This is a genomic window from Flavobacterium piscinae (assembly GCF_004122145.1).
In the GTDB taxonomy this organism is placed as follows: domain Bacteria; phylum Bacteroidota; class Bacteroidia; order Flavobacteriales; family Flavobacteriaceae; genus Flavobacterium; species Flavobacterium piscinae.
Genome location: NZ_SBKQ01000019.1, coordinates 1 through 19,947, shown reverse-complemented (window position 1 = coordinate 19,947; position 19,947 = coordinate 1). Strand labels below are relative to the sequence as shown.

23 protein-coding genes are annotated in these 19,947 nt (G+C 32.6%); 11 read left to right on the top strand and 12 right to left on the bottom strand.

What is annotated here, in order from left to right; genetic code table 11:
• Positions 1-77: 77 nt before the first annotated feature.
• The 10 genes from EQG68_RS14435 to EQG68_RS14385 all read right to left on the bottom strand — a co-directional run bounded on the left by EQG68_RS14435 (position 78) and on the right by EQG68_RS14385 (position 9,589).
• Positions 78-875: a DUF2971 domain-containing protein gene (locus EQG68_RS14435; RefSeq protein ID WP_129465596.1), complete on the bottom strand. Its 798-nt coding sequence runs from the start codon at positions 873-875 to the stop codon at positions 78-80.
• 328 nt (positions 876-1,203) lie between these two features.
• Positions 1,204-1,728: a CIA30 family protein gene (locus EQG68_RS14425; RefSeq protein ID WP_246011772.1), complete on the bottom strand. Its 525-nt coding sequence runs from the start codon at positions 1,726-1,728 to the stop codon at positions 1,204-1,206.
• 87 nt (positions 1,729-1,815) lie between these two features.
• Positions 1,816-4,041: a redoxin family protein gene (locus EQG68_RS14420; RefSeq protein WP_129465595.1), complete on the bottom strand. Its 2,226-nt coding sequence runs from the start codon at positions 4,039-4,041 to the stop codon at positions 1,816-1,818.
• Position 4,042: 1 nt separating this feature from the next.
• Complete coding sequence (locus tag EQG68_RS14415) at positions 4,043-4,948, bottom strand: ABC transporter ATP-binding protein (RefSeq protein ID WP_164975468.1); 906 nt, start codon at positions 4,946-4,948, stop codon at positions 4,043-4,045.
• Positions 4,949-5,038: 90 nt separating this feature from the next.
• Entirely contained in the window at positions 5,039-6,565 is a 1,527-nt protein-coding gene (locus EQG68_RS14410; protein ID WP_129465593.1) for a flotillin family protein, read from the bottom strand.
• A gap of 11 nt (positions 6,566-6,576) precedes the next feature.
• A complete protein-coding gene (locus EQG68_RS14405; RefSeq protein WP_129465592.1) occupies positions 6,577-7,140 on the bottom strand; it encodes an NfeD family protein in 564 nt (187 codons plus the stop codon).
• Positions 7,141-7,220: 80 nt separating this feature from the next.
• Complete coding sequence (locus tag EQG68_RS14400; RefSeq protein ID WP_129465591.1) at positions 7,221-7,790, bottom strand: anthranilate synthase component II; 570 nt, start codon at positions 7,788-7,790, stop codon at positions 7,221-7,223.
• A gap of 104 nt (positions 7,791-7,894) precedes the next feature.
• Complete coding sequence (locus EQG68_RS14395) at positions 7,895-8,464, bottom strand: YceI family protein (protein WP_187347470.1); 570 nt, start codon at positions 8,462-8,464, stop codon at positions 7,895-7,897.
• Between the two features lie 26 nt (positions 8,465-8,490).
• Positions 8,491-9,123, bottom strand: a complete 633-nt coding sequence (locus EQG68_RS14390) for an NAD(P)H-dependent oxidoreductase (RefSeq protein ID WP_129465589.1) — start codon at positions 9,121-9,123, stop codon at positions 8,491-8,493.
• Between the two features lie 10 nt (positions 9,124-9,133).
• The gene (locus EQG68_RS14385; protein WP_129465588.1) at positions 9,134-9,589 is read right to left on the bottom strand and encodes a MarR family winged helix-turn-helix transcriptional regulator; all 456 of its coding nucleotides are present in this window, start codon (positions 9,587-9,589) and stop codon (positions 9,134-9,136) included.
• 133 nt (positions 9,590-9,722) lie between these two features.
• Here EQG68_RS14385 and EQG68_RS14380 point away from each other — a divergent pair, with 133 nt between their 5' ends.
• From EQG68_RS14380 to priA, 7 genes are all read left to right on the top strand, one after another.
• Positions 9,723-10,247, top strand: coding sequence for a TlpA disulfide reductase family protein (locus EQG68_RS14380; RefSeq protein ID WP_246011770.1), 525 nt, complete (start codon positions 9,723-9,725; stop codon positions 10,245-10,247).
• A gap of 10 nt (positions 10,248-10,257) precedes the next feature.
• Positions 10,258-10,866: a thioredoxin family protein gene (locus EQG68_RS14375; protein ID WP_129465586.1), complete on the top strand. Its 609-nt coding sequence runs from the start codon at positions 10,258-10,260 to the stop codon at positions 10,864-10,866.
• Between the two features lie 125 nt (positions 10,867-10,991).
• Positions 10,992-11,306 (top strand): rhodanese-like domain-containing protein, encoded by a 315-nt coding sequence (locus EQG68_RS14370; protein WP_129465585.1) that lies wholly within the window; start codon positions 10,992-10,994, stop codon positions 11,304-11,306.
• A gap of 72 nt (positions 11,307-11,378) precedes the next feature.
• Positions 11,379-11,594 (top strand): YgaP family membrane protein, encoded by a 216-nt coding sequence (locus tag EQG68_RS14365; RefSeq protein ID WP_129465584.1) that lies wholly within the window; start codon positions 11,379-11,381, stop codon positions 11,592-11,594.
• A 112-nt stretch (positions 11,595-11,706) separates the two neighbouring features.
• On the top strand, positions 11,707-12,564 hold the full coding sequence (gene nadC, locus EQG68_RS14360; protein ID WP_129465583.1) for a carboxylating nicotinate-nucleotide diphosphorylase: 858 nt from the start codon (positions 11,707-11,709) through the stop codon (positions 12,562-12,564).
• A gap of 209 nt (positions 12,565-12,773) precedes the next feature.
• Entirely contained in the window at positions 12,774-13,700 is a 927-nt protein-coding gene (locus EQG68_RS14355) for a YihY/virulence factor BrkB family protein (RefSeq protein ID WP_129465582.1), read from the top strand.
• A gap of 29 nt (positions 13,701-13,729) precedes the next feature.
• Positions 13,730-16,180 carry a replication restart helicase PriA gene (priA, locus tag EQG68_RS14350; protein ID WP_129465581.1) on the top strand — a complete coding sequence of 817 codons (2,451 nt, stop codon included), beginning with the start codon at positions 13,730-13,732 and terminating at the stop codon, positions 16,178-16,180.
• Here priA and EQG68_RS14345 read toward each other — a convergent pair.
• Entirely contained in the window at positions 16,177-16,872 is a 696-nt protein-coding gene (locus tag EQG68_RS14345) for a LytR/AlgR family response regulator transcription factor (RefSeq protein WP_129465580.1), read from the bottom strand. The genes priA and EQG68_RS14345 overlap by 4 nt on opposite strands.
• Positions 16,873-17,041: 169 nt before the next feature.
• Between EQG68_RS14345 and rpsF the strand changes: the two genes are divergently transcribed.
• From rpsF to EQG68_RS14325, 4 genes are all read left to right on the top strand, one after another.
• Entirely contained in the window at positions 17,042-17,380 is a 339-nt protein-coding gene (rpsF, locus tag EQG68_RS14340) for a 30S ribosomal protein S6 (protein WP_129465579.1), read from the top strand.
• Positions 17,381-17,385: 5 nt separating this feature from the next.
• A complete protein-coding gene (rpsR, locus tag EQG68_RS14335; RefSeq protein ID WP_112087383.1) occupies positions 17,386-17,682 on the top strand; it encodes a 30S ribosomal protein S18 in 297 nt (98 codons plus the stop codon).
• 62 nt (positions 17,683-17,744) lie between these two features.
• Positions 17,745-18,185, top strand: coding sequence for a 50S ribosomal protein L9 (gene rplI / locus EQG68_RS14330; RefSeq protein WP_129465578.1), 441 nt, complete (start codon positions 17,745-17,747; stop codon positions 18,183-18,185).
• 108 nt (positions 18,186-18,293) lie between these two features.
• Positions 18,294-18,914, top strand: coding sequence for an L-threonylcarbamoyladenylate synthase (locus EQG68_RS14325; RefSeq protein WP_129465577.1), 621 nt, complete (start codon positions 18,294-18,296; stop codon positions 18,912-18,914).
• Between the two features lie 203 nt (positions 18,915-19,117).
• Here EQG68_RS14325 and EQG68_RS14320 read toward each other — a convergent pair whose 3' ends face one another.
• Positions 19,118-19,603, bottom strand: coding sequence for a hypothetical protein (locus EQG68_RS14320; RefSeq protein ID WP_129465576.1), 486 nt, complete (start codon positions 19,601-19,603; stop codon positions 19,118-19,120).
• Positions 19,604-19,947: the final 344 nt, after the last annotated feature.

Here is a 19,947-nt window from a genome sequence, read left to right as displayed (position 1 = left end):
TAAACAATTTTATTTTTTATTTAATATAATAATTTTTTTTTGGATAAAATTAATCGAACTTTTTATTCAAGAAATTTCTATTTTAATATTATTGGTGATTTAATCAATTCTATATTCAAGTTTGTAAGTTTCAATAATTCTTTTAAATTCTCAAATTTCCAAGGTTCCATTTTAGGATGAGATAAAATTGTCAATTTTAATTTTTCTAAATTTATTGGAATTGTAAAGAATTGAGGTCTAAATTCAAGATTATTAGAAATTATTAAGAAGCGATATTCATTTTCATGAGAATAAGATTCATCTTTTTTCAATGCACTGAAATTTAAAGACTGTCTTTTTAAATTCTCATCAAAGGGATTTAGTCTAAGATATTTTATTTCGTCTCCCACTATTGATATTCCATGATTATTTTCTGAAACAAATAAGGAAAATGATTGTGACAAACAATTTCTTAATGTTTCGAAATTAACCTTAATTGCGACTGAATCGGGATTTGAATAAAGATTCCACATAGCCATTGACTCTCTTTCTCCATTAAACCAACAGCTAACATATTGTTTTGTTTGTGAAAATTCTTTTATTTGATTTTGAATTACTTGAGAATTTTTTTTTAGTTTTTCAAACTCTTCATTATTATTATTCAATAGTAAATTAGAATGCTCTATTTGGGCTTCAATTTTTGCATTTAAATTATTATCTCTTAAGAATTTTGTAGATAAACCTTCAAAAGGATCGTCTAAATTATCTAACCTAGTGAAAAAGATTTTCTTTTTAGTAATTAAATAAATAAACCTATGTAAATCATAGTATTTCCATAAATATGGGTTTTTACTTTTTGGTTTTTTTATTGAAATTAAATTATCCTTTTTTTTCATTTAATCTATACTTATGGTTGTTATAATAACTACCTAATTTTTAAAAAAGTAAAGAAGAAAAATCAAATTATTTATAGTATGATTTTCTAAAAAATTTGGCACTTATTTTTTCAAATATAATCAAAAAACCAATCCAAAGACCTACCTCTACCCACCAAAAATCTCCTCCACCGCTTCCACATAACTCCTCGGATTCTGAGCTTTTTTAATTTTTTTCAACGTCTTTTGTGGGTTGGAGAAGGAAGAGGAAAAGTATTCCTAAAAACTTAGTATTTTCATTAAAAAAAGTTAATTGAAAAAATCTCCCTCACAACTACCCAAGCTTCAACTATTCCAACTCTATCTTATCCAAAACCAATTGAAACGATTCATTTTTTTTGTTGGCAATTAAAAAGACAATTTCTTCAAAGGAATCGCTTTCAAAGTTGGGAAGGTTCAAACGTCTGCCTCGAAACGAGGGGTACAAATCACTTAATGAAATAGTGATAGTTTCCCAATTACCGGACGTTTTAAAAGTAATAATGTAGGAGAAATAATTGTTTTGAGTGTCTTTAATTCTGAATTGATATTCCTTGCCATCTCCTTTTAAACGAATATGCACTTTACTGTTTTTATTGACTTTTACCTTGTCACAAAGGTAACGAACGGAGGAGAAGCCACCATTATTTTCTAACGATACCGTTCCGGCAAAAACGCCGTTACCTTCTTCATTGATAAAGAATCTTCCTTGTGATACTCCACCCATCACGCCATCATCAATGATTCGCCAATCGCGTGGGGAAGAGTTTTGGTTGAAGTCGTAGATCATTGTTGTGTTAAAAATTGCTATTAGTAAAACTACGCCTATTTTCATCTTTTATGATTTTTCATTAAAAGTAAATGTAATAGGTAATTGGTTAAACAGATTTAACAGACTTTTGTGCGGTGTTTAACATTAACTTTATTCCATCTCTTTCAAATTTAAAACCTTTCGCAAAATCATTTCAAAAGCCGGTTCTGTCGGAAATGGCATGCTTGAATTGTATATTTTACCTTCGGTATCAATTAATATGAATCGCGGAATTGATTCAATGTTATAGTCTTTTCTAAGTTTTTCCATATCATTGGCATGCAATTGCAAAACAGATTTTGATTTTAACTTAGCACTAACATACCATTTTGTGATATCTTTATCTGTACTCAATGCTATGAATTGGATGTTTTCTTTTTTGTATTTAAGGGCCATTTTTTCAAAATAAGGCGATTGGTACAAGCAAGGACCACACCAAGTTGCCCAAACATCAATAACGACATATTTTCCTTTAAAATTTGTTAGACTAAACGTTTTTGAATCTAAATTGGTAGCTATTATATCATCGGCTATTTTTCCTCGTCCTAATCTTTCGTAGGTTTTAAAAATATGAAGAATACTTTTATTAAGTTTCGAATCAGTTATTTTATCAGCATAATTCTCCACTAATTGCAATCTGGTTTCAGCAGAATTTGCCTCTTTGATATTATTTTTTAAGTAATTAAAAAGCAATCTATTTTTGAATTGACTTGGTTTTAAGGTTGAAATAGCATCAATTTCTTTCAGGTTTTTATCAATATCACGATCATCATTTTTTGTTAGTTCATAAAGCAAGTAGATCAAATAATTTTCATTCCCAATCAACGTCTCATCTTGTAATGAAATTTTTGATTTCAAAGAGGTAATATCATCCGTTAGAACTGTTTTTTCGTTTGGAAATAATGCTTTTCTTTTATCTAGAAATTGATTTAAAAGATTTAGATAGTCAATTGTAATTAATTTCTTTTCTTTTTCAATAAAGTCTTGTTTAGGAGTATAATTATCAGCTGTTCTAAAGGTATTTGCTGCGTTGTATTTTTCTTCCCATTCATCATACAATTCCTTTTGAATCCTGTTAGAGTTTTCTAAATTGACATTTTCATTAATTTGATAACTTAAATAACTCCAACTGAAACTGTTGCTTTTTTTATAATCGTTTTCGGGAAATCGTGTACCAAATAATTCCGTTTTTAATTCATTATTTTTAAATTCAATAGAAGCAAATATACTATCATTCGAAGCAAATAATAAATCTACCGGTAACGAATTATCAATAATTACTTTATAATTATCCAAAGGAATTTTATTACTTAAAACAGTATGAAATTTATTGTTTTTAATTTCTAAAGCGGCAAGTGTATCTTCAATAATTGGGTGAATTAGATAGGCTTTTTTAAATTGTATTTCACTTTTAATTTCACCGGCAATTATGGTTTTGTCATTTAATTTTACTTGATGTGTTTGCGAGAGAAACAAATAGGAAAATAGGGTTATTGTAAGAACAGCGAATGAAAGTAGTGCTCTTTTTTTTGAACTAAAAAATGCTCTGAAAATCGATTTAAAGCTATACCAATAATACCCTAAAAACAAAAAGAAAGCTGCACCAATTAAACTGCTTTTTTCTGTAAATAAAAACCAATTTCCTACTTGGCTACCTTCCGAATACTTTGAAACTCTATTTAAAATTTCAAATGGAAACCAATCAGGAATGATAACTAGATTTGATATAATTAAAAACCCTATCAACAGAAAAAAACCGATTAAAACTGACCAAATATAACTTGATATTTTGACAGCTAAGAAGTATTGAAAAGCAGTTAAATAAAGACTTGCAATAAATAACCGTATAAATAAATGAACTAAATAGGTAACAGGAATGCTAAAATCGGCTACTTCAGGAGCTTCTGTAAAGAGATAAATTAGATAGGTAGAAATAATACTAAAAAATATGAAAGTGAAAATAGCGATAATATTGGCAATTAAAACCATGCAAAATTTGGAAAGGTAGATGGAAGTTTTTTGCAAAGGAGTGGTTTCCATCAGTTGCCAACCGCCATTTTTATGGTCTAATTGAGCGATTTTACTTGTAATCAGAATAATAAGTAATGGAAAAATAAAAACAGTGAATGAATCCAAAATATCATCCAGGTGTTTTGTAAAAATATTAAATGAAAAGGCGATAGGTTTGCCGAGTTCTTGATTAAAAACTATTACAATTGTATAGAGTAATGGGATAATAAGACCAAAAATAAAACTGAGCAAATATATACCTGTCCCTCGTTTTTTTATATGCTCGGCTTGAATGGCAGTGAATAAATTATTTAAGCTATTTTTCATTTTAATTTTCAATTAAGTTCAAGAACCATTCTTCTAATCCTTCAAGTATTTTAACTTCATAAATTAACGCACCTGCTTCAATTAATTTTTTTATAAAAGTTGGAATTTCTTCTTTAGAATTCAATACGACGGCAATTTTATGAGTTTCGTTTAATTCTGTTTTTATGCCACTTTCATTTAATTTTTTTTGCCAATCAGAAGCATTGTCAATTGTTATTTCAATTTTACATGTATTAAAATTGGTGGACAATTGATTCATTGTGCCTTCAAATTTTAATTTCCCTTTTGCAATGATACCAATGTGTGTACACATTTTTTCTATTTCACTTAACAAATGACTTGATACAAAAATAGTTACCCCTTTTTCTTTATTTATTTTGATTAATAGTTTTCTGATTTCAACAATTCCATTTGGATCTAGTCCGTTAACAGGTTCGTCTAAAAACAACAATTCAGGTTCTCCTATGAGTGCCATTGCAATTGCTAAACGTTGTTTCATTCCAAGTGAATATTGCTTCGCTTTTTGATTTTTAGCATAGGTTAATTCAACTAATTCAAGCACTTCATTAATTTTATCAGGATTAATGTTTTTGACTTTTGCGATATACAACAGATTGTTATAACCTGATAAATGAAGATACAACGCAGGACTTTCAACTAATGCACCTATTTTGGAAAAAACAGAAGGAATTTGTTCATTCAAACTTTTTCCAAAGATTTTAATCGTATTGTTATCATCCGGAATGATTCCTGTTAATAGTCTCATCGTAGTTGACTTTCCTGCACCATTTGGACCAAGAAAACCATAAATACTTCCTTTAGGAACATTGATGGTTAAGTTTTCAATAATGCTTTTATGTTTTGAATATTGAAAAGTAAGGTTGGTTGTTTGAATTATTAACTCCATTAAAAATTTATTGATGTAGGTAAAAGTAAGAAAAAATCCCAAATTCATAATAAAGAATTTGGGATTAAGGATTAGTTGTTAAATAAATTTCTATTGCTCAGGATTTGGAATAGCATCAGACGATCCATCTTTAGTTTTCACATCCTCCACTTTATCCTCACCTTTCAAATACGTTGGCAAATTCAATCCGGCCATGTTGAATAAATCATTCAAAGGCGGAACCGTTTTCATCATTCCTGACACAAAATTGGCAGTGGAACCGTTTCCGTCAGTATTATTTCCGGAATCCCAAACGGTAATTTTATCGATTTTGATGTTTTTCACGGCTTCCACTTGTGTTTTTACCAATTCAGGAAGTTTTTCAATCAATAACAATTGGAAGGCTTTGGTTGGATCACCACCGGCAGCATTCACCACGTCGCGATAACCTTCTGCTTGTTTGGTTAAGATTTCGTATAAACCTTTTGCTTCGGCTTCCATTTTAGCATAAATCGCATCAGCTTCTCCTTTGGCTTGTACTCGGATTCGTTCCGCTTCCGCTTGTGCATCAATAATGGCTTTTTGTTTCGCAATCTCAGCCGGAATCACCACGTTGGCATTTTGTGTCGAACGTTCTCTTTCCGCACGAGCTTGTTCTGCTTTTTGTTCCGCAACATACGATTCTTCTAATGCTTTTGCTTGTTGCACTTTTTCAGAAGCTAATGCGATACGCAAGGCTTCTGCTTCTTTTTCACGTCGGGTTGCTTCCGATTGGGCAATGGCAATTTTAGCCTCGTTTTCTCCTTGAATTGCAATCGCATTGGCTTCGGAGGTTTTTACACGGGTATCTCTTTGAGCTTCTGCTTTACCAATGCTTTCATCTTTAAACGCCTCGGCTATACTAACTTCCTTGTCTTTATTGGTGATGGCAATTTTCACATCACGATCACGGTGTGTTTCGGCAATTTGAACGTCTTTTTCACGGTCGGCGATTGCTTTACCGGTTTCTCCGATTTTTTCTTGCTCAGCTACCGAAATTTTTGCTTCGTTGATCGCTTTTGCAGCGGCTTCTTTTCCTAACGCTTCAATATAGCCTGATTCGTCTTTGATGTCAGTAACGTTGACGTTGATTAATTTCAAACCGATTTTTTTCAACTCAGAATCCACGTTTTTAGAAATGTTGTCTAAGAATTTATCACGATCGGAGTTAATTTCTTCAATTGTCATCGTGGCAATTACTAGACGCAATTGTCCGAAAAGAATATCTTTAGCCAACTCTTGAATTTGCTCCGGAGAAAGTCCTAAAAGACGTTCTGCAGCCGTGTTCATACTATCATTCTCAGTAGAAATAGCAATCGTAAATCGACATGGAACATCCACACGAATATTTTGTCTGGAAAGAGCATTGGTTAAATTGGCTTCGATAGAAAGCGGTTTTAAATCCAAATATTGATAATCTTGAATTACAGGCCAAATAAAGGCACCACCACCGTGCACACATTTGGCAGATGATCCACCTGTTTTTCCATAGATAACCAAAATTTTGTCAGACGGACAGCGTTTATAACGCGAAACCAGTGTCACAAAAAGAACAAATACAATAAAAACAGTTACAACAATAATAATTAATTGGGTCATAGCGTTAGGATTTAAAGTTTATCAACGATTAAGATATTATTTTCAACACTTTTAATTTTCACGAGACTTCCTGTGATTATTTTTTCGGAAGCTTCGGTCATGGCTTGTAATTCATGAAAGGAACCTTTTACACTGATTTGGACTTTTCCGACACCGGATTTAGATTCAGGAATGGTAAGATAAACAGTGGCAGTTTGGTTAATTGTGTTTTCAAATTGAAAGGAATTATCTTCCCCTAATTTTAAGATTTGTTTGATTAGAATAAAAAACAAAGCAATAAAAACTATTCCTACTGCAACTGAAATAATTATTAAAATGGTTTTGTTTTCGATGCTGTCATAAAAGGAAATACCGGTCCAACTGAAACCCAAAAGAAAGTTGATGAGGTTCCTAAGTGAAAACAATTCAAAAGGTGCATCTGCCACATCGTGTCCTTCTGCCATATCAACATCTGCGTCGGCACCCCCAAATCCAATAAAAGTTAAAATCGTTTGCAGTAAAAAAAACAAACTTGTTGGCAAGGCAATATACCAATAGCTTTTTAATAACGGATCTAATCCTTCAAGAAATTCCATAAGTTAAGTTTTGGTTGGTTTACAATTTTTATACGTGGAGTTTTACAAAAAGTTACAAGAGAATGTTAAATATTAAAATATTATTTCATTTCTAACCAATTCTTCAAAATGGTTTTTCCATCCGGTGTTAAAATACTTTCCGGATGAAATTGCACCCCTTTTACATCTAAATAGTTGTGTTTGATAGACATGATTTGTAGTTCCTCATCAACTGATGTCACTTCTAAAACTTCCGGAATGGAATTCGGATTCATCACCCAAGAATGGTATCTTCCCACTTCAATTTTTTTTGGCAATCCATTAAAAAGTTCGTCTTCTGATACTATGGTAATTTCAGAAGATTTGCCGTGATGTACTTTGTTTAAATTGAGTAAATTACCACCAAACACTTCTGCAATTGCTTGAAGTCCTAAACAAATGCCTAAAATACTTTTCGAATTGGAATAAGTTGTAATAACTTGCTTAAGCAAGCCTGCATCAGCAGGTAATCCCGGACCGGGTGAAAGCAAGATTTTATCAAATTTTTCAAGTTCATCAATTTCAAATTCATCATTGCGATAAACGGTTACGGAGCAATTTAAATCCTCTAAATAATGCACTAAATTATAGGTAAAACTGTCGTAATTGTCGATGATAACTACTTTTTTCATAGGACTTTTTAGAAAAGTAAAAGTAGCAATAAATTGAACTATAAAACAAAAAAAAATCCTGACACTTTCGCATCAGGATATAGCAATTTTTCCCACTTGTTTTATTAGTAAACTAACGATACAGTTAATTCAAATTCATCGTTGATTGCTTTGTCTCCTAAGTTATCAAAGAATGAACCCGAACCATATTTGATATCGTATTTCGTTCTGTCCACTTTAAAAGATGTTCTGGCTGTTCCTGTTCCAATAGCAAGATCAAAAGTAACCGGTAAGGTTTTTCCTTTGATGGTTAAATCAGCAGTAACAGTATAAACATCGCCTCCTTTTGCAGCTATTGTTTTAAATTCTAAAGTAGAAGTTGCAAATTTGTCTACACCAAAAAAGTCATCGGCTTTTAAATGTCCTTCTAATTTTTCTTTTCCTTTACCTGCTTGTAAATCGGCAACAGTAATAGAGGTCATGTCTACTTCGAATGAACCGCCTTTTAATTTTTTCCCATCAAAAACTAATGTTCCTGAGCTAAAATTAAGGGTACCATCATGTTGACCGGTTACTTTTTTACCAATCCACGTGATTTTACTTTTTTCCACATTGATTTTTTTGTTCTGAGCAGACGCTGTTAACGTGGTAGCCGCAACAAATAATGTAAGGGCAATTGTTTTTAAATTTTTCATTGATTTCATTGTTTAAGGTTTATTGATTATAAATTGATAAATAATTCATTTTTGGGTTTACGCACTTTTTTATAATGTTGCGTTGCGTCTTCTTCATGACGGTAACCAATAGTAGCAAGTAAAGAAGCATGTAAACCTAATTTTTCTAATCCTAAAATTTCATTTACTTTTTCCGGTTCAAAACCTTCCATTGGTGTGACATCGATCTTTAATTCTGCTGCTGCATTCATTAAATTGGCTAATGCCAAATAAGTTTGCTTAGATGTCCATGTATTTCTCTGCTCTTCCGGTAAAGTTGTAATTTTCATTTTCATAAAATCGGCATAACCTTTGACACTTTCAGCAGTAATTCCTCTGGTTTCTGCCATTAGGTTAATGTAGTTGTCAATTTCAGTTTCTCCAAAGTTAGTAATATTTGCGAAGACTAAAAGCTGAGACGCATCTGTAATTTGCGATTGACCCCAGGCAGCTGGCTGAATTTTGGCTCTTAACTCAGGATTTTCAATAACAAATATTTTGTAAGGTTGTAATCCATAAGAAGAAGTACTCAATTGAATTGCCTCTTTTAATGTTTCTAAATCTTCCGAGGAAATTTTTTTGGTGGCATCGAATTTTTTGGTGGCATAACGCCATTTTTGATTGGTAATAAAGTCGCTCATTTTTTTTAAGTTAAATCGTTCTGTATTTTTCTAATAAATTGTTCAAATTTTCTAATTCCTCCGGAGTTAAATTATAACCAAATAATTTTTCGTGTGCTTCAATTTTCGGGTCTAATTCAGCTAATAGATTTAATCCTTTTTCAGTAATGGTGATTTCCATCTTGCGTCTGTTTTGTTCGCAAACTTCTCTGTTTACTAAACCTTTTAAAAGTAGTTTATCTACCAATCGGGTAGTGTTACTGGTTTTGGCAATCATTCGTTCTTGTATCACACACATGTTGGCCGGTTTTCCTTTTTGGCCACGAAGAATTCGCAAAACATTAAATTGTTCAACAGACAAATCAAAGGATTTTAAAATTTCATTAAATGCCTCTGCAACCACATTTTGAGTGAACATGATGTTTAACACAGTCCGCTTTTCAATGCTGATGGGTGAATTGGATTTGATGATTTCTTCTATTTTCATTTGTAATTACAAAATTTGTATGTACAAATGTAATGCTATTTTTTTATTGTATATACAAATGTCTATTAAATTTTTGTTAAAGATTTTTGTGAGGGACGAGGAAGGTTTAATTTTATATTATAATCCTTAGATGATGCCAACTATTAAATATTGTGTAGTTTTTATTGTAATTCATTTTTTTATTACAGTGGAGGGATTTTCACAGAATAAGCCTTTAAAAGTATATGAAAAAAATGGAATTGCTTTGAATTCCTATAATTTTGAAGGATTGCAATCTTTTTTGAATCAAAAAAACGACACCCTTTATGTGATTAATTTTTGGGCCACTTGGTGTGTGCCTTGTGTAAAAGAACTACCGTATTTTGAAAAGTTGAATCAAAAATACAAAAACGAAAAATTCAAAATGATTTTGGTAAGTTTAGATTTTCCTAAAATGATTGAAAGTCGCGTGATTCCATTTATTATAAACAAAAATTTACAAGCCGAAATTGTCGTGCTCAATGATCCCGATGCCAATAGTTGGATTGAAAAAGTAGCCAAAGAGTGGACAGGAGCCATTCCGGCCACGGTTATTTATAGAAATGACAAACGTAAATTTTATGAACAGTCGTTCACAGAAGAAGAATTAGAAACACAAATAATATCATTTATGAACTAAATAAAAAACTATGAAAAAATTCAAAATTGCTTTTTTATTGCTTGCTGCCGGTTTGATAACGGCTTTTAACACAATTAAACCAGCCGGTTACGAAATTGGTTCAATTGCCACCGACTTTTCCTTAAAAAATGTAGACAATAAAATGGTTTCGCTAAAAGATTATAAAGAAGCCAAAGGTTTTATTGTCATTTTTACTTGCAATCATTGTCCGTATGCTGTAGCTTATGAAGACAGAATTATCGATTTAGATAAAAAATACAAAAAGTTAGGTTATCCGGTCATTGCCATCAACCCCAATAATCCGGAGAAACAAAAAGACGATAGTTTTGATAAAATGAAAGTTCGTGCCAAAGAAAAAGGATTCACATTCCCTTATCTGTTTGACGATGGACAAAAAATTTATCCACAATATGGAGCAACTAAAACACCTCATGTATATGTTTTACAAAAAACAGACAAAGGAAATGTGGTAAAATACATCGGTGCAATCGACGATAATCACAGTGATGAAACCGCTGTTGAACAAAAATATGTTCAAAATGCCGTAGATGCCTTATTGAAAAATCAAGATGTGAAAGTAAAAACAACTAAAGCGATTGGCTGTTCGATAAAAGCATAAGAAAAGGTTCTAAGTTGCTAAGGTACTAAGGGTCTAAGGTAAATTTACTAGATTTGCCTTTTTATAATCATAACACCTTAGTACCTTAGCACCTTAGTACCTAAGTAAATTAGCACCTCAAAAAAATGAATCTACAACAACAACAATGGTGGGCAGAAGCTCAAAACGATGAAAACGCAATCATTATTGATGTGCGAACACCGGAAGAATTTGAAAGGGGAATTATTCCAAACGCCATCAACATCGATATATATAAAGGACAAGGGTTTATTTATTTGATCGAAGAATTAGATAAATCAAAAACGTATTACGTTTATTGTCATGCCGGAAGTAGGAGTGCAAAAGCGTGTCAAGTCATGCAACAGCTCGGTTTTGAAAAGACTTATAATTTATTGGGAGGCATTTCTGAGTGGAACGGACCGATAGTTGAAGCGAACTAAATTTGTATAATATACAATTTTATAACATTTTTTTTCTATTTTTATAATCCAAAAACAATTAATTTAATGATTATGAAAAAAAATGTAGGCAATACTGATCGCTTTGTAAGAGTAATGTTTGGCATTATTCTGTTAATTCTTTTTATGTCCGGAGCCATTGAAAATAATTTAGTGCAATGGATTGTTTTAGGCGTAAGTTTAATTTTAATCATTACAGCTTTTGCTACATTCTGTCCGCTTTATGCTTTGGTTGGAAAAAGTACCTGCGAAGTAAAGAAGAAGAAATAAATTTCATAGTAAATAAAGAATACAACCACGAATTTCGTGGTTTTTTTTATGTAAAAAAGTATCAAAAAAACGAAACGATTTCCTATTTTAGCCATTCGATACATTTATATTTATGATTACAGAAGCCCAATTTCAAAACGAACTTCAACGCATCATACAAAACGGAATCAGAGAAGATATTGGCGATGGCGATCACAGTTCCTTAGCTTGTATTCCAAAATCAGAAACCGGAAAAGCAAAATTACTAGTTAAAGACAAAGGAATTATAGCCGGCGTAGAATTTGCTAAAATGGTTTTTAAACAGGTGGATGCCGATTTAGAAGTAGAAACCTTTATTCAAGACGGGAGTTTTGTCAATTACGGTGACATTGTTTTTCATGTGTATGGAAGTTCGCAATCGATTTTAAAAGCAGAACGATTAGTACTCAATTCCATGCAACGCATGAGTGCCATTGCCACCAAAACAAAAATGTATGTTGATTTATTGGAAGGAACATCTACTAAAGTATTAGATACTCGCAAAACCACTCCCGGATTTCGAGCAGCAGAAAAGTGGGCGGTGAAGATTGGTGGTGGCGAAAATCATCGGTTTGCATTATATGATATGATTATGTTAAAAGACAATCACAATGATTTTGCCGGTGGCATTGCAAAAGCGATTCAAAAAACAAAAGATTATTTAACCGAAAATCAATTGGATTTAAAAATCATAGTGGAAGCCAGAAATTTAAATGAAGTGGAGGAAATTTTGAAAAGTGGTGGCGTTTACCGAATCTTATTAGACAATTTTAATTATGAAACAACGCGAGAAGCAGTGAAATTAATTGGCAACCAATGTTTAACCGAAAGTTCAGGAAACATCAATGAAAACACTATCCGTCAGTATGCGGAATGTGGTGTGAATTATATTTCATCCGGTGCCTTGACGCATTCGGTGTATAATATGGATTTGAGTTTGAAGGCTTTTTAGGGAGAAGTTGGGAGTTGGGAGATGGGAGATGGGAGACGGGAGTTTGGAGTTTAGAGATGGCAGTTTTCATCCCGAGACTTCGGGAGCGGTTTTCAGTAGTAGAAGTAATTAAGAAAATAAATCCGTTTTCATCAGCGTTTTGCGAAGTAAATCCGTTTTATCCGCGTTCCAAAATAAAATTTAATTAGAATAATTGACTTAGACAAAACATGTCAGTAGAAATAGAACAAAAACTGGAAAAAATACCGGTCATTAACCACCTGGTTCGGTTGATGAAGAGCATTAAACTTCCCTGGTTAGAAGGTTTGTCGTTCTATGATTTAATGGAATTATACATCATCGGAATTGCACAAGGAGCTTTTTCATATCGTGCCGGAGCCATCGCGTTTAGTTTTTTTATGGCTTTGTTTCCGTTTGCGTTATTTATATTAAACCTGATTCCGTTTATTCCGATTGATAACTTTCAAGATGATTTTTTAAAATTTGTATCTGAAGGAGTTCCACCTACTACTTTTGAAGCCATAAAAACCATTATTGATGATATTTTAAATAATAGTTATAAAGGACTTCTTTCATCAGGTTTTATTCTTTCCATTTTTTTGATGTCTAACGGAATTAATGCTATTTTAGGCGGATTTGAAACGTCTTATCACATCACCATTTCACGAAGTTTTATCAGACAATATATAGTTGCATTGGCGATGTCATTGCTTTTTTCCTTTATTCTAATTGTTACCGTTGCGGCCATCGTCGTTTCAGAGGTAATAATTCAAAAAATACAACTTCACGAAATTGTTGATGCTAATATTTCTCTGATTGAAATTACCCGTTATGGTTTTGTAATTTTAATGATTTTAATCACAACTTCTTTACTGTTCAAGTTTGGAGCAAAAGAAACCTCAAAGATTTCTTTTATTAGTATAGGTTCAGTTTTTACGACTATTTTAATTCTGTTATCTTCCTATGTTTTTGGAATTTATGTTGTAAAATTTGCCAAGTATAACGAACTTTACGGCTCTATCGGAACACTTTTAATTTTAATGTTTTACATCTGGATTAATTGCATGATTCTGCTGCTTGGTTTTGAATTGAATGCCACTATCAACAAGTTAAAAAGGAAAAATCTTTTTGATTAAATGCTTTTTAATGAATTAATTGCCTGAATATGTCCCACTTCGTTGAAGTTATTTTGCCTTTGGCACTCGATAAAACCTTTACTTATCAAGTTTCGGAAACGGAGTATAAGTATATTAAACCCGGCATGCGAATTGCCGTTCCGTTTGGAAAAAGTAAAATGTATACGGCTCTTGCCATTGAAACCCATCAAAATCCACCGACTTTATACGAAGCGAAAGAAATTCATCAAATTCTGGATGAAAATGCAATTGTAAATGAAGTACAGTTAAAACATTGGCAGTGGATTGCATCCTATTATATGTGTTCCATTGGCGAAGTATATCGAGCGGCCTTACCTTCCGGATTTTTGTTGGAAAGTGAGACGGTTATTTCATTAAAACAAGGTGAATTAGTTGATGAAAAAACGTTAACTGATGATGAATTTTTAGTATTTGAAGCTCTTCAATATCAAAGTTCGCTGAAAGTGAATGATGTTGTTTCTATTCTCAACAAAAAAAATGTTTTACCTCTTCTTCAAAAATTAATTGACAAAAGTGTTGTTTCTCTCCAAGAAGAAATACATGAATCGTATAAACCGAAATTAGTCAAATACATCAAACTTCATGAGAATTTTTCAACAGATGAACGTTTGAATGAACTGTTGAATTCCATTAAAGCTGAAAAACAAAAAGAACTTTTATTAGGTTATTTTCAGTTACATGTTTCAGAAAAGAAACCAATTTCTGCGAAACAACTTATTGATTTTACCTCTTCCAACTCAAGTGTGTTAAAAAAGTTAATTGAAAAAGAAGTATTTGAAGAATACCACCTCATTCAAGATCGTACCGATTTTAATGAAGTTGAAAATGCAAAAGACCTCACTTTAAGTCAATCACAACAAAAGGCTTTGGATGAAATTAAAAACCATTTTACAACCAAAGATATCTGTTTGTTACACGGTGTAACCTCCAGTGGTAAAACAGAAATTTACAGCAAACTCATCCAAGAAACTATGCAAACCGGCAAACAGATTTTATTTCTTTTGCCCGAAATTGCACTCACCACGCAATTAGTTTCTCGTTTGCGAAAGTTTTTTGGCAATAAAGTAGCGGTTTTTCATTCCAAATACAACAATAATGAACGGGTGGAAGTATGGAATCAAGTACTTCAAAATTCTCCAAAAGCACAGGTGGTCATCGGTGCACGGTCAGCCATGTTTTTGCCTTTTTCCGAATTGGGATTGGTGATTGTGGATGAAGAACACGAACAAAATTTCAAACAAACCGATCCGGCTCCACGTTATCATGCTCGTGATGCAGTGACAGTTTTGGCTAAATTTCACCAGGCCAAAGTTTTATTGGGCTCCGCAACACCCAGTTTGGAAACCTATTATAATGTAGAGAATCAAAAATATGCGTTGGTTGAACTCTTTGAACGCTACAATAACACGCCTTTACCGGAAGTAATTTTGGTTGATTTAAAAGACAGCTATTTCCGCAAACGGATGAATGGACATTTTAGCGATACATTAATTGAGGAAATCACTACGGCGTTGACATTAGGTGAACAAGTGATTCTGTTTCAAAACAGAAGAGGATATGCTCCTTTATTGGAATGCATGACCTGCGGACACATTCCGCAATGCCCGAATTGCGATGTGAGTTTAACCTATCACAAATTTAAAAACCAATTGCGTTGTCATTATTGCGGACATTCAATAGCCAAACCAACTCATTGTCACCAATGTTCCAGTGTTGATTTAACCACTAAAGGCTTTGGAACGGAACAAATTGAATTGGAATTAGCGACTTTATTTCCCAACAAAAAAATCCAACGCATGGATCAGGATACTACTCGTGGAAAATTTGGCTACGATAAAATTATTGATAAATTCCAAAATCGAGAAGTTGATATTTTGGTTGGTACGCAAATGTTAGCCAAAGGATTGGATTTTGACAATGTGAGTTTGGTGGGAATCCTAAATGCGGATAACATGCTTTATTTTCCTGATTTCAGAGCTTTTGAACGGAGTTACCAAATGATGGCACAGGTATCGGGTAGGGCAGGAAGAGCCGATAAAAGAGGTAAAGTGGTGATTCAAACGTATAATCCAAATCACAATACCATTCAACAAGTGACACACAATAATTATATAGGTATGTTTAAAGAACAGTTGTATGAGCGACAGATTTTTAAATATCCTCCTTTTTTCAAGCTTATAAAAATAACACTTCGTCATAAAGAATATGAAAAAGTGAAAGAAAGTTCGATGTGGTTATACCAGGTATTGAGTCAACAGCTGAAAATGCCTGTCTTAGGACCGGAGGAACCGGCGGTGAGCAAAATCAGAAATGAATACATCAGAACCATTGTGATCAAAATCCCGGATTCGGTTTCGTTACAAGGCACAAAAAAAACTATTCAGAAAGTACTGAATAGTTTTGATGTTATTTCGCAATATAGATCTGTAAAGCTTGTAGTAAATGTTGATTTTGGTTAGGCAATTGCTAAAGCTTTCTTCAAATCGTCTTTTTTGTTTCGGCTTAAAGGAATTTTGGTTACACCAATTTCGGCAAACTTACTGTTGAATCGTTCAATTTTATCAATGTTCACAATAAAAGATTTGTGTACACGTAAGAATCGGTCTTTCGATAAATCATTTTCAAACGATTTCATGGTAGAAAGCACCAAGTTGCTGTCTTCGTCGGTCACCACTTTTACATAGTCACCATACGCTTCAATCCACTTGATTTTTGAAGTGAATACTTTTAGTTTTTTCAGATTACTTTTAATAAAGATGTAATCACCTTCTTCTTCAGTCACTTCATTTCTCAATTTGTGCATATCGATTGCTCTTTTTACAGCAGAATCGAAACGGTCAACGGAAATTGGTTTTTGTAAGTAATCGGTGGCATCATAATCAAAAGCTTTCACGGCATAATCCGCTTTTGAAGTGATAAAAATAATTTGTGGTTTGTTTTTTAAACCATCAAGAAAATCGAAACCATTGATAATAGGCATTTCGATATCTAAAAAAATAAGGTCAACAGAGTGTATGGACATACAACTCTTTGCTTCAATTGCGTTAGAAAAATCACCTACAAGATGTAAATTTTGGTGATTATTAACTAACTTCGTGATGATCATTCTTTGGATAGAACTGTCATCGACTACGACACAATTTAGTTTCATAATTCGATTTATTATAGATTTGGTGAAACAAACATAATGCATTTCATCGATAAAAACTAATTTTTTTCGTTTTTTTTTGCTTTATGTCGATTATTTATGGTTTGAGCTTGTGATTTAAAAATAATTTCTTACTTTTGCACCCAATTTAACAATTTTAAAGTAAATTATTATGAATCATTATGAAGCTGTTTTCATCTTGAATCCCGTTTTATCTGAACAACAGGTAAAGGAAACAGTAAGCAAATTCGAAGATTTTCTTACCGCCAAAGGGGCACAGATGGTATCCAAAGAGGATTGGGGACTAAAAAAGTTAGCCTATGAAATCCAACACAAGAAAAGTGGTTTTTACCATTTATTCGAATTCAAAGCTCCTGCAGATGCAATTTTAGGTTTTGAAACAGAATTAAGACGTGACGAAAGAATTATGCGTTTTCTAACGGTAAGTTTAGATAAACACGCCATTTCTTGGGCAGAGAGAAGAAGAGAAAAATTAAAAGTTAAAGCGTAATTACGATGTCAACAATCGAACAATCAGCAAAAGGAAAAAAAGAAGGGGATATCAGATATCTTACTCCTTTAAACATAGATACAAACAAAACTAAAAAGTATTGTCGTTTTAAAAAATCAGGTATTAAATACATTGATTATAAAGATGCCGACTTTTTATTGAAATTTGTAAACGAGCAAGGTAAAATTTTACCAAGACGTTTAACCGGTACTTCTTTAAAATACCAAAGAAAAGTGTCAGTTGCTGTGAAAAGAGCAAGACATTTAGCGTTAATGCCTTATGTGGCGGATTTATTAAAATAATAATTAATTAAGTTGTTGCCTCGTCATGGACGGGCTAACTTCTACAAAAAAAGGACAACAACATGGAACTAATCTTAAAACAAGACGTTCAAAATTTAGGTTTTAAAGACGATATCGTTACAGTAAAACCGGGTTACGGAAGAAACTTTTTAATTCCTCAAGGATTCGCTACATTAGCAACTCCTTCTGCTAAAAAAGTATTGGCTGAGAATTTAAAGCAAAAAGCTCACAAAGAGCAAAAATTAGTGGATGATGCTAAGAAATTAGCTGAAACATTAAAAGCTTTGGATATCAAAATTACTGCCAAAGCAGGTGGTGAGAAATTATTTGGTTCAATCACAAACATCGATATTGTGGAGGCTTTAGAAAAAGCAGGACACGCGATTGATAGAAAGTTTGTTACTTCCGGAACTGTAAAAAGAACAGGAAAATACAATGCAACCGTTCGTTTACACAGAAACGTTGTAATTGAATTGCCATACGAAATTGTTGCTGAGCAATAATATTCCACTGCATAAAATTTTAAAACCCTGCTTCGGTAGGGTTTTTTTATTTAGAAAAATACCTCAGTAATTAGCTTGTATAATTATTTAGTTGTTTAAATTTGTCTCATGGCTCAATTTATTAAAATATATCCCGAAAATCCAAATGAAGCTGCGATTGCCAAAGTAGTTAAAGTTTTAAAAGAAGGCGGATTGGTCATTTATCCTACCGATACAGTGTATGGTTTGGGATGCGATATTACGAATACGAAAGCTTTAGAACGGATAGCCAAAATAAAAGGCATCAAACTGGAAAAGGCAAATTTTTCCTTTATCTGTAAAGATTTGAGTAACCTTTCCGATTATGTTAAACAAATTGATACACCTACTTTTAAAATTTTAAAACGAACACTGCCGGGTCCTTACACATTTATTCTTCCCGGAAATAATAATTTACCCAAAGAATTTAAAAAGAAAAAAACAGTAGGTATTCGTGTCCCTGACAATAACATTGTACTTGAAATTGTAAAACAATTAGGGAATCCGATTGTGTCCACTTCCATTCACGATGACGATGAAGTATTGGAATACTCTACCGATCCCGAACTCATTTTTGAAAAATGGCAACACCTCGTGGATGTGGTTGTAGATGGCGGTTATGGCGACAATCAACCTTCCACCATTATTGATTTATCGGAAGGCGAACCGGTGGTGATACGAGAAGGAAAAGGGGATAGTGCTATTTTTTAAAAAGTGATTTGATTCATTTCTCCATTCACTTTTTTTATTTTTCATTTTATTGAAAGTTGAGAGTTTTTTAAGGTTGAACAACGGTAAGTATAAGAATATAAGCCGAATGCGTGGCACTTTCCTGTCAAGTTAAAGATAAATTGAAGCGGGCTACATCAGTTGAATTTACTACTATTTTGTATTTACATTGTTGCCAGTAGTTTTTATATTTTACTTAACCATTCAATCCATTTGTTTTGTAATTCAGTCAGTTCATTTTGAGAAGTATTCATCATTACATTTCCGAAATCTTCTCCAGTGATATTTTTCAATAAATGATTTGCTCTTCCAGAAATCTTAAATAAATCATCAAAAGCAATTCCACCGTGACCATAAAATTTCAAATCTCCACTTTCAATTCGTTCCCAAATAATTAAATCCGCTGTGTTTATTAATCCGATTTCTTTATTATTTGTTATCCGTTTTATTAATTCGGGAATCATTTTTTTGTAATTAAAAGCAAGCCAATATTCAGATTCAAAAATATATTGATACTCTTTACTGTTATCAATTTTGTCTAAAATAAATTCGGTAGAATAACTTTTAATTCTCGTTGTATCTTTTCTAAATATTCTATAAAACTCGTTTTTCTGTTCTTTAATTTGCTCAGAGAAAGTATCGGATAGAACTATGTTTTCAGGGAAAATCAAATTTTTATTTTGGGTTTCATTGACTTTTGCAACTTAAACTCAAAAATAAAATTGAAATTATTATTAGGTTTCTCATAGGTTTCTCAAATTACTTGCAACGTTTCTTGTGTATGATTAGTGGCGTGGTTTAAGCACCTAATTTAGTAAATAATAACCAAATTGAAAACCCGTGAGGATTTTCGTAAGTAGGCTAGAACTAGCCATTAATTATACACGGTGTGTGTGCCCTGCATCCGCAGGACACACCCCGAAAGCTTTTCAAATAGTTCAAAAATACAAATTTGGATTACAAAAACTAATTCTCGGGGTGTTATTTTTCTAGAGGGTGCGAGTCCCTTAACCGC